Annotated in this window: 8 protein-coding genes and 2 pseudogenes; 4 read left to right on the forward strand and 6 right to left on the reverse strand. The window is 32.2% G+C overall.

Annotated elements, in window-relative coordinates:
* The first annotated feature begins 111 nt into the window (after positions 1-111).
* Entirely contained in the window at positions 112-561 is a 450-nt protein-coding gene (locus tag FD18_RS06745) for an ASCH domain-containing protein (RefSeq protein ID WP_057719179.1), read from the forward strand.
* A gap of 80 nt (positions 562-641) precedes the next feature.
* Positions 642-1,157: pseudogene (locus FD18_RS06750) on the forward strand (histidine phosphatase family protein); the annotation flags it as partial.
* Between the two features lie 53 nt (positions 1,158-1,210).
* Here FD18_RS06750 and FD18_RS06755 read toward each other — a convergent pair.
* On the reverse strand, positions 1,211-2,020 hold the full coding sequence (locus FD18_RS06755; protein ID WP_057719180.1) for an AAC(3) family N-acetyltransferase: 810 nt from the start codon (positions 2,018-2,020) through the stop codon (positions 1,211-1,213).
* A gap of 326 nt (positions 2,021-2,346) precedes the next feature.
* Positions 2,347-2,720, reverse strand: a pseudogene (locus FD18_RS10435) (MFS transporter); the annotation flags it as partial.
* Between the two features lie 382 nt (positions 2,721-3,102).
* On the opposite strand from FD18_RS10435, the gene FD18_RS06760 reads away from it, so the two are divergent.
* Positions 3,103-4,686, forward strand: coding sequence for an ATP-binding cassette domain-containing protein (locus tag FD18_RS06760; RefSeq protein WP_057719181.1), 1,584 nt, complete (start codon positions 3,103-3,105; stop codon positions 4,684-4,686).
* Positions 4,683-6,266: an ATP-binding cassette domain-containing protein gene (locus FD18_RS06765; RefSeq protein ID WP_057719182.1), complete on the forward strand. Its 1,584-nt coding sequence runs from the start codon at positions 4,683-4,685 to the stop codon at positions 6,264-6,266. The genes FD18_RS06760 and FD18_RS06765 overlap by 4 nt, the downstream gene beginning before the upstream one ends.
* Positions 6,267-6,399: 133 nt before the next feature.
* Here the strand turns inward: FD18_RS06765 and fni are convergent, their stop codons facing one another.
* From fni to mvk, 4 genes are read right to left on the reverse strand one after another with little or no spacing between them, the layout of a single operon-like run.
* Positions 6,400-7,425, reverse strand: a complete 1,026-nt coding sequence (gene fni, locus FD18_RS06770; protein ID WP_057719183.1) for a type 2 isopentenyl-diphosphate Delta-isomerase — start codon at positions 7,423-7,425, stop codon at positions 6,400-6,402.
* A 26-nt stretch (positions 7,426-7,451) separates the two neighbouring features.
* Entirely contained in the window at positions 7,452-8,525 is a 1,074-nt protein-coding gene (locus tag FD18_RS06775; protein ID WP_057719184.1) for a phosphomevalonate kinase, read from the reverse strand.
* Positions 8,526-8,559: 34 nt separating this feature from the next.
* The gene (gene mvaD, locus FD18_RS06780) at positions 8,560-9,525 is read right to left on the reverse strand and encodes a diphosphomevalonate decarboxylase (RefSeq protein WP_057719185.1); all 966 of its coding nucleotides are present in this window, start codon (positions 9,523-9,525) and stop codon (positions 8,560-8,562) included.
* A gap of 11 nt (positions 9,526-9,536) precedes the next feature.
* Positions 9,537-10,454, reverse strand: coding sequence for a mevalonate kinase (gene mvk, locus FD18_RS06785; RefSeq protein WP_057719186.1), 918 nt, complete (start codon positions 10,452-10,454; stop codon positions 9,537-9,539).
* Positions 10,455-10,492: the final 38 nt, after the last annotated feature.

Raw genomic sequence — 10,492 nt, forward strand, 5'->3', positions numbered from 1 at the left:
TTTTACTTTTTTTGGTCATTATTTGGAGTTATCTCCAAATTGCATGTTAATATTTAGATATATAATGTATACTATACAAAAGCTAAATTTAATTGGTTATTGGTAGATTTAATGAGTGAACAAATAAAACAATATTGGCATGGATTTTGTCGAAGCCATAATTTAGACTATGAAACTCCTGTTGAAGCTTGGGCTTTTGGAGCAACACAAAAAGATGCTAATGAACTAGCTTCTTTGGTAGATAAAGGCATTAAGACGGCTACTACTTCAGCATATGAATTGTATAGTAAAGATGAAGCAGTTCCTAAGGCAGGCGAATGGAGCATTATTTTAGATGGAAACCAGCAGCCAGTTTGCGTAATTAGAGAGTGCTGTGTAGAGATTATCCCTTATAATTTAATTTCGAAAGAACATGCTTATCATGAAGGCGAAGGAGATCGTAGTTATGAATATTGGCGCAGAGTTCATGATGATTTTTTTACGCGTGAATATAAGGAAATAGGGAAAGAATTTTATCCGCAAGCACCAATGGTGTGTGAAGTTTTTGAGAAGGTAGAATAATGAAGCTTTTAATTATCAGACATGGTGAAAGTGAAGCGGATATTTTAAAAGTTTGTGAAGGATGAGCAGACTTTAGTTTAACTCCACGTGGACATAAACAAGCTGAAGCAATGAGCAAATATGTGTCAAAACATTATCATGTAGATAAAATTTATACAAGCTCCTTAAAAAGAGCGTGTCAAACTGCACAATATTTAGAAAAATTGACTGGTCTTAGTGCAATAAAAACAGATAAACTAAAAGAATTTAATAATGGACTTCGCGCAGGTTTACCATATGATGAAGCATATAAAAAGTATCCGAAAGTCGAGCTTCCAATTCATGCTTCACATTATGGACAAGAAAGTAAATTAAATTTTAGAATGAGAATAGAATCTATTTTATCTGAAATTCTTAGCCAAAATTCTGATGATCAAACAATCGTAATTGTTACGCATGGTGGAGCAATTACGCAGCTATATCATACATTATTAAAACTTCCCATAGATTCTAAAATCAAATTTGGAAGTGGAGATGCCTGTGTGCATGAATGGACAATAGAAGGAGATAAGTATTATATAAATTTTGCTAATTATTGTCCCTATAACAACAGCTAAAAGCAATAGTAAATACATAATATGAAAAAAGCAGGAGGGCTCCTGCTTTTTTGCTATAAATTATTATCTTTTCGTCTAAACCAAGTTTTAGCAAAATCTACTAATGGTTTTACATTAATAGATTTAATAAAGCCATTATTTAAATTGACTTGTCTAAATTCACTAGAATTATGTGTTTCAAAAGCTAAACCTAAATCATTAAAGTCATCATATATATCCATATCAATATTTTGATAGCTTGTCCAAATTGTTTTACCATCTTGGTCTATTCCCGTTGCTGCAGTATACGTTTCTGTTTTTCTTTCAATTATTGATTCAGCATAATGGAGCATTGTACAAGTTTCATAATTAGTTCCCAGAAAGAGGATTTTACCATTATTTTGGTACAGATAATCTAGCGGACTATTAATACCATAAGGTAGGTCAAGTGGCTGTTTTTTAGCAATTTTATCTTTATCCTTACCCCAAATAGCGATAGGTAGATAGGGATGAGGACTGCGAACTACATCTGGTAATTTTCGAAAGTATTCTGGCGTGATACCTAAACCTTCACTTGGAGAAGTATCAGGGTTATATGGAGGCATATTGTCACGAACTACTTGAATTAAATCTTTTCTAACAGGAGGATATTCCCAACTTGCTGGATCACAGTTAGTACTGACTTCTGATGGCATCATAATTGTGCCTTGAGTTATTACTCCTTTTAGCGCCTGAACTAAGCTTTCAGGGCCACCAGGCACATAGTAAAATTTACTTAAAGCAGTATGGACGATAACCTTGTCAGTTGAGCTAATATTAGCAGCAATCAAAGCTTTTTCAAAGTCATGTTTTGTTGTAATAGTAGTAATTATATCTTGAGTCATGATTTTCTCTTTTCTTAAATTTAATTAATTATTGACTAGGACGATATGTAACTACTCTTGTTTTAATTTCCGCATTATTTGTTTTATTTTTCTTATTACTCATTTTTAACTCCATATATTATTCAATTTAAGTGTTTAGAAAAGAATTATGATTTATTTTTTTGTTTTATAAAGAGAACCAAATAGAAAAATGCCGTTATTACTTGAGCAATTCCTTCAAGAATAATAGATGGTCGTGCACCAAAGTCCTTGATGATAATCCCATCTAAAAAAGATCCCACGGGAATCATGCAATTAACAATACTGCTAACTTTAGTTAATTTTTATTTTTTTACAATAATAGGTAATATTTTATCTTCAGCTGAATAGATTAAGGTTGGGCCAATAGTAGATAAAATGTAGACAACAATTAAAAGAAAAATTGCAAAAGTATGTAATTTTTGATCGTTTAATAAAGGAACAATTGCCAGACTAAGTCCTACTTGAATAATAGTTATTATCTGAAGTGATTTTTTAATATCTACTCGATCAATTATCGGACCAGAGTAAATGAAAACATATCAATTGTTGATCCCGCAATGAAAATTATTGAGAGCAACATTGGTGAATGAAAATGACTTTTGAAATACCAAAGAATTGCCATGTAAAAAAGTGAATCTACAATATTTGTTCCAATTCGGCCAATAAGTAAATTAACAATCGTAAAATCATTTTTCTTAGTTAAGTTTTTTAAACATTTTCCATTTCCTTTTGAATACTTATTTTTTTGTATTTTGAAAGTTCAGGGAAAAATTAGCTATTTAGTTAACAATCCCCCCAAACCTTCATCAAATTTGGGGATGTTTATTAAATACAGCTTAATAACTGAAAGAAAAGAATTCAGTTTTAAGCTTAATCCTAAGTTATTTAGAATAAACACCTAGTTTTCACCTCGATTTTTTTAGATAAAGTTAGTATACCATAGTACAAAGTAGCTTAGAATTACCGCTTAGTTAAAAAATATTACCACTTAAAAAAATATGATTGAAAATTAAAAAAGTATTAGTAAAATTAATAATAACTAAAGCGAAGGAGGAAAAATAATGACATTTAAAGAATTAATAAAAAGTAATATTCCACGTTCAATCTTAATCATTGCTTTATATATTCTTTATGCCATTGCAGGTGCATTAGGAGAATATCTATTTAAAAATTCATTGAATAATATACTTAAGGGAAATTTGAATGGGTATATTTATTGGACTTTTATTCAAGCAGGGATGGAAATAGGAGCCGCAATTTTACTACCAATTGCAACAATTGCCTTTACTAAACAAACACAGAGCTATTTACATCATATTAGAGAAGATATTATGCAACATTACTATAATACTAGTAATGATGAAAAGGTTTCTGAAATGCAGAATCAGTTAACAGGAAACTTAAAAATGTTAACGACTGATTTTGCTACTCCTTGGGTGTCTATTTTAAGTGGAGTGCTTGAAATGTTTATTTCAATAGGAATTTTACTTAAGATGAATTGGAGTTTGGTGTTAGTTAGTGCAATATTGTTAGGGATTAATTTTCTAATTCCTAAGATTATGGAAAAGAAAACTGCACAGGCTGCTAAGAAAGTTAACGTTAAAAATGAGAAATTACTCAATGCGATCGAGCATTGGCTTGGCGGTTTGCAAGAATTAAGACGCTTTAGTGCTTATGGACGGTTAAAAAAACAACTTCATCAAACGAGTGATGATTATGTTAAAGCAAGTAAGGAAAGCTGTAAGTATAATACGATTTCGTATCTTTTAAATGGCTGGGCAAATGCCCTAGCACAAGTAGGTTTGTCTTTCTTTGCTGGAATTTTGTTTATAAATCGTGCACTTTCTTTTGGTGAATTTGCGGTTGCTGGATCATTTGGATTTACAGTTTTTTCAGCTATTTGGGAAATTACTAGTGCAATCACACAAATTAAGTCAACAAAAGAATTACGTCAAGAAATTTCTGAATTACGTCGCAATAAGAAGCGACCAGTCAAAGCAAGCGCATATGGTGTTTCAGTAAAAAATCTGAAGACTTCATATGACCAAGGTGAAACCATTTCTTATCCTGACTTTACAATTAAGGCTGGAGAAAAAGTGTTACTGACTGGTGATTCAGGAACTGGTAAGTCTACATTATTTAAAGTTTTGCTTGGAAAGTTGAAGGCACAAAATGGAATTGTTACTTACTTAGACAAAAATAATCAGCCACTTGAAAATGCTACAGTAGGTTATCTGCCACAAGATCCAATAGTTTTTCCAGTTTCAATTAAGGAAAATATTACGATGTTTGCTAAGAAGTTTGAACAACAAATACTTAATGTAGTTAATAAAGTTCAACTAAGTACTGATTTAGCTAAAATGCCAGCTGGAGTTGACACAATTGTTGATTTGAAAAATGAAAATTTATCAGGTGGACAAAGACAAAAAGTAGTTTTAGCAAGAAGTGAAATACATCGTCAGCCATTTGTTCTGATGGATGAGGTAACGAGTGCGATCGATCAAAAGGCTACTGAAAAAATTATTGATGAGCTGCTAAATACTGATCAAACAATTTTAATGATTGCACATAATTTCACGCCAGAATTAAAGGCTAAATTTGATCATGAAATAAAACTAGAAAAGAAAGGAGTGCCAAGAAAATGAGTTTAAAGGAACTTATAAAAACTAATCCAGTTAGGTTTTGGCTTTTTATAATTATTACTATCTTAACTCCTATTACAATAATTAGTAGTACGACTCTAATTCAGCTTGAAACAGCAATTCTTCTTTCACGTAATTTACGTAATTTTTTGATTATCTCAGCAGTAAGCTTAGTAGTTTTTGCTTTGGGCTATGTATTTATAAATATCAGTCAATATTTGATTACTTATCAAGCACAAGACTTAAATAATTCAGTTAGAGATAAGATTGTTAAGCACTATTTTTACGATGGCAAAAAACATCAAGTTCCTGAAATGCAAAATAGACTAACTAATGATTTACAAATGGTTAATGAAAACTATATTGGTGCTATTTTTAATTTACTATATGGTAGTGTTATGATCATTTCAATTGTCATATACTTAATTATGTTAAATTGGATTTTGTTACTTACGATTTGTTTAATTGTGGCAATTACTTTAATTCTTCCAAAACTAATTGAGAAACCACTACAAAAAGCAAATCAGCTTATTTCTGATAGCAATCAAGTTTATCTAGATACTTTGAATAATTGGCTTCAGGGGTTAGAACAATTAAGACAATTTGCTGCTGGAGCAAAGTTATTTTCAGTTTCTCAGTTAGCAAGTAAAAAACTTGAAGATGCAAATGTTAAACAGACCACTTATACTAAATTACTTAATGCCATTACTGGGATTGCCTCCGCAATTTTTGGCTTAATTATCTTTTTATTGTCAGGTGTTTTAGTTAAGAATGGTTTATTAGAGATCAGTGCACTTATGGTTGTTGGTAATTTTAGATTTTATCTAAATCAAGCTATTAATCAGATTTCTAATGCTCGAGGTCAGATGAAAGGAGTTAAAAATTTAATTACAGAAATAGATGAATCTACAAAGCCAGTACAAAATTTGCGTAAAAGTGGGTTTACTACTCCTGCAACAATAAAAACAAAAGGTTTAGGTCTGCAGTTTTCAAATGGAGAGAGTCTATCTTATCCTGATCTACAAATTAATCAAGGTGAAAAAATACTATTAACTGGTGATTCGGGTGCTGGAAAATCAACATTGTTTAAGTTAATTCTTGGAGACATAAAACCAAGCAGAGGGGAAATAATATTTGAAGATAAAGATGGAAATGAAATTGTTCCTGATTTAAGGAAGATAGGATATCTTCCTCAAGATCCGGTAGTTTTCCCAGCTTCAATTTTAGATAATGTCACAATGTTTAATGAAAAACTAGATAGTAGAGTAGGTAAGGCAGTTGAAGAAGTGAATTTGGCTTCGGATCTTGAAAAGTTTGATGAAGGTCTAAAGAAGAAAATTGATTTGGATAAGTTAAATATTTCAGGAGGTCAAAGACAGAAGATTGTTTTAGCTCGTGCTAAAGTTCATGATAGCGACATTATTTTGATTGACGAAGGAACCAGTGCAATTGATCAAAAGGCGACAATGGATATCCTACATAACTTATTGAAGAGTAAAGCAACTATTGTATTTATAGCTCATAACTTTAATACCAAAATGAGAGAACTATTTGATCGAGAAATTCATTTAGTTAAGGAATAAACGAAAAAAGCTTTCGCAAAGTGTGAAAGCTTTTTTGTTACAAAAAATATAGCAATGTAATTGTTACTTTAACATCAATATTAAAATAAACCAAAAAAGGATGGCTGCATACGCAGCCATCCTAGAAACAGCACTAATTATAAATTTGTTTAGTAAAATTGTATAGATCAATATCTAAATAATATTTAATTTCATCAGCCTCAGCAATATTATCTATACCGAAAAGAGCAGTTAGAAGACTTAATTCATATTTTAGATTTTGAATAGCGACAATTAATGAGTCTAAATCTTGGCTAGCAAATTGCAAAAAGTAATTTGCTATACCAACATATTTAGCACCTAGAACTAAAGATTTAAAAACATCGAGAGCATTCGTAATTCCACCGGCTGCAATAATGGTTTTATTAACTGGAATAGTTCGAGCCGCAAGGAGAGTTTTTACTGTAGAGAGTCCAATATCTTCTAAAAACATTAGTTTTTGATTTTTACGTCTCTCATTTTCAATCTGAGCAAAATTTGTTCCGCCACTTCCACCTAAATCAATAATTGAAAAGTCATTAATAAGAAGGGTACGTAAAGATTCTGGATCAATACCCATTCCAACTTCTTTAATGATAATTGGAACATCAATTACTTCACGAATTGCTTTTAGATTATCAAGCCAGTGAAAATCACGATCTCCTTCAGGCATTACAGCTTCTTGAACGCTATTCAGGTGAATTTGCAGTGCATTGGCATCTAATGCACCAACAATTTCCTTAGCTATTTTAGGATTTGTAGTTGGATTTACGTTAGCAAAAACTAATCCATCTGGATTTTCTTGACGTGCAATTTTGAAACTCTTTATTTGATCAACTTCTTTTTCAAGGATACTAGCAGAACCTAGAGCCATCGGAATATTTTCTTTAGCAGCAGCTTGAGCTAAACGTTTATTGATTGTATAAGAAGAAGTTGAACCTCCAGTCATAGCATTAATAAAGAATGGAGCACTAATTTTTTTGCCAAACATTTCAGTTACAATACTATTTTCGCTTACTGCACTTTCTGGAAGAGCAGGACGAATAAGGTGGATATGATTAAAATCATTGGTTTTATTACTATTAAAAAACATCTTAGCTAATGCTAGATGTTCTTCTTTTCTTTGAGATCGTTGTGACATATATTGTTTCCTAGTATTTAAATTTATTAGGCAATTGAGTGCACTAAAAAGTTTAAAGGCATAATTCCATTTTTACGCCAGTTATTTTTCATTTCTTCAATGTCTGTTTGTTCATCAGCAATTACAATTCCACAATCACCATTTCCGGCGCCAGAAGTTTTAGCTGCACCATTGAATTGCTCAGCAATATTAATTAATTTTGTTAGGCGTGGAATTTCGATAGCAATATGATTGAGACTAGCAAATTCTTTCAGTAATTGACGATTTAAACGAATTTGCTTTTGAATTAAAGCAATATTCTTCTCATTAAATCCTCTGATCATGTCAAGAACGCATGCTCGCGATTCCTCTAAGAAGGTATCATATTGATTTTTGATAAACTTTTTCTTAGCGTTAGTTTTATCAACTAATTGAGAAGTAGAAGCGGGTTTTTGACTCCAACCAATTACTAAGTTCAAGCCTTCAGGTGGTGTTAATAATTGAATCTTAAGACCAGGCCATGCCTCATTTAATACCTCGCTAAGAGATTTAGTAGCTAATTCTTGCTTAAGCCATGCTTTATCAAAAGTCTGGTAAGCTAACCAACCACCATAAACGCTTGCTGCAATATCGCCAGCAGACCCGTTTCCTTGAACACTATAGTGTGAGATTGCAGAAAGTTTAAAAATAAGGTCTTTAGTACAATTTAAACCATAGAAATTAAGAATAGCTTTAACGGTAGCTACAGTAACTGCTGCTGAAGAACCAAGACCATATTTTTTACCATCTGCTGAATCAAGGTCAGAATTAACATGTAAGTCATATAAAGACATCGGAACTTTTTGTTCTAAGCAAAAACGTTCAGTAAATTTAATAGCTGACAAAATATATTCAAATGGATTATCACGATTATCAATAACCATTTGATTGCCTTTACGAATCCAGTGAATAGAATCTTGAGAGTATTGCTTAGAGTGAATTAAGCCACGCGAACCTGTGCTTTTTGCAATAGAAACACGTACGAATTCATTTACTGCAACTAAAATGGCAGGGCAGTTTTGCTCAAGAACTGCATATTCTCCCGCAATATACAACTTTCCTGGTGCTTGTTCTGTAATCAACGAATATTCCTCTAATCTTTTTATTTTCAAATTACTAAAGCAGAGTAACGCCTGGGCCGAAACTCGCAACGACTATTTTAACATTAGACAATGTTTTCTGAACAGCTGAAATGATTTCTTTTCTATTTCTTAAGGTACAGAGAATTTTGACATTCGGACCAGCATCAATTGTGTAATAACATTCGATACCTTTTTTTCTTAAATCTTCAACTAGTTTAATAGCTTTAATTGTCTCTGGTTCAAAATAAGTGAAGGGTTCTTTTGCTGTTAAATTGCAAGCATGCATTTCATTGGCGCTCAGCTCACTTAGTTCTCCAATTTTGGTAAAGTCTTTGTCAGAAATAGCTTGTTTAATTTCAGCAATTTCTTGCTTATTTCTTTTAATCCAAGGCTCATAGAAAGGGGAAGTTTGTGCTAATTTCATTCCTTCTGTTGAAGAAATTTTCTTTTGTTTAGTATCAACCTCAAGAGCTAAAAGTGAAAGATCAAGATCAGGATGTTCATCAATTGGAATAGCATAAGAACTTGCATCATCATTTCCTTTTTGCCATTCAACAAAGCCCCCATAAATTGATCTAGTTGCTGAACCAGAACCCAGTCGAGCCAATCTTGAAAGTTCTTTTTTTGAAAGATCTAAATCATAACTTGCTGCAAAGCTTGTAGCTAGAGCTGAAAAGGCGGAAGCAGATGAGGCAAGACCTGCAGAAGTAGGGACGTGGTTGGTAGATTCAATTGTAAAATGATCATTAAAACCAAAGCGATCTTGCAATAAATGAATATAATTAAAAACTCGTTTACTAGCTTCTGGTGTCTGCTTTTTGCCATTCAAAATAAAAGTATCTTCAATAAGAGATGAATCGTGGTTAAAAGTAGTATCAGTATAAAAAGCATCTAGAGTCATTGATAGACTAGACATCAATGGCGTTTTAAGTGCAGAATTTGCTTTACCCCAATATTTAATTAATGCAATGTTTGTGTGCGCACGTGCAGTTTTTTTCATTAAATAATCCTCTAAATTTCCTCAATCCAGTAGTTATCAAAATTAGCACTAGCCTTTTTAGCAATTTCTTGGGCAGTTTTTTGGTCAGGACATAATGCAATAACAATTCCGCCAAGACCACCACCTGATAATTTAGCACCTAAAGCGCCATTTTCATTAGCAATTTTACAAATATTATCAATTCTTTTAGTAGAAAGTTTGAAAGATGCTAATATACTTTGAGCTTCATCGAATATTTTTCCTACTTCTTCAGCATTTTGTTTAAGCCAATTTGTCTGAGTTGCAGTAGCAAGTTCACCAAGACGGGCAATTTGCTTCTTTTTAGATTCACTTTCATCCATCTGCTTTTTTACTGATTGAACTGCAATTTTGGTGTTGCCAAGTTCACCGGTATCCATAATTAGAAGAGTAGCACCTAATTTTTGTGATAATTGTTTCGGTCCATCTTGTTTATTGAAGAAAACTAAATAATTGGAATTTACTGTAGCAGCATCCAGTCCGGAAGCCTTACCATGATTGATCATTTCTGCATGATTTGTGATTTCCATAACCTCATCTTGCGTGAGATTTAATTCTAAAAATTGTGATAGAGCTTTTGTAGTGCTTAAAGCTACCACAGCACTAGAACCTAATCCGCGTTCCATAGGAATTTCACCGGTATAAGTAATTTTAACGTTAGGTGCATCTTCTACTTTTTCAAGTAGCGTTTTAACGATGTATTTAATACCATCATATTCACTTGGAGCATCAAAAAAAGCACCATGGTAATGATTTGTGTCCATCCAAGTAGCTCCATCAGTTTGTTCAACAGTAGTGGTAATATTTAAGGCTTGAATTGGAAGAGCCAATGCATTATATCCATAAACTACTGAATGTTCGCCAATAAGAATTACTTTTCCATGTGCTTTAATTTCTGTTTTTTTATTCACAATTATCTTTCCTATATTATAAATTTCATTAGTCTATT

This window comes from Lactobacillus taiwanensis DSM 21401, assembly GCF_001436695.1.
In the GTDB taxonomy this organism is placed as follows: Bacteria; Bacillota; Bacilli; order Lactobacillales; family Lactobacillaceae; genus Lactobacillus; species Lactobacillus taiwanensis.

Excerpts from the sequence above, each read along its gene's own strand:
- FD18_RS06745 (WP_057719179.1), top strand. The coding sequence starts at position 112 with ATGAGTGAACAAATAAAACAATATTGGCATGGATTTTGTCGAAGCCAT.
- FD18_RS06755 (WP_057719180.1), bottom strand. The coding sequence starts at position 2,020 with ATGACTCAAGATATAATTACTACTATTACAACAAAACATGACTTTGAA.
- FD18_RS06760 (WP_057719181.1), top strand. The coding sequence starts at position 3,103 with ATGACATTTAAAGAATTAATAAAAAGTAATATTCCACGTTCAATCTTA.
- FD18_RS06765 (WP_057719182.1), top strand. The coding sequence starts at position 4,683 with ATGAGTTTAAAGGAACTTATAAAAACTAATCCAGTTAGGTTTTGGCTT.
- fni (WP_057719183.1), bottom strand. The coding sequence starts at position 7,425 with ATGTCACAACGATCTCAAAGAAAAGAAGAACATCTAGCATTAGCTAAG.
- mvaD (WP_057719185.1), bottom strand. The coding sequence starts at position 9,525 with ATGAAAAAAACTGCACGTGCGCACACAAACATTGCATTAATTAAATAT.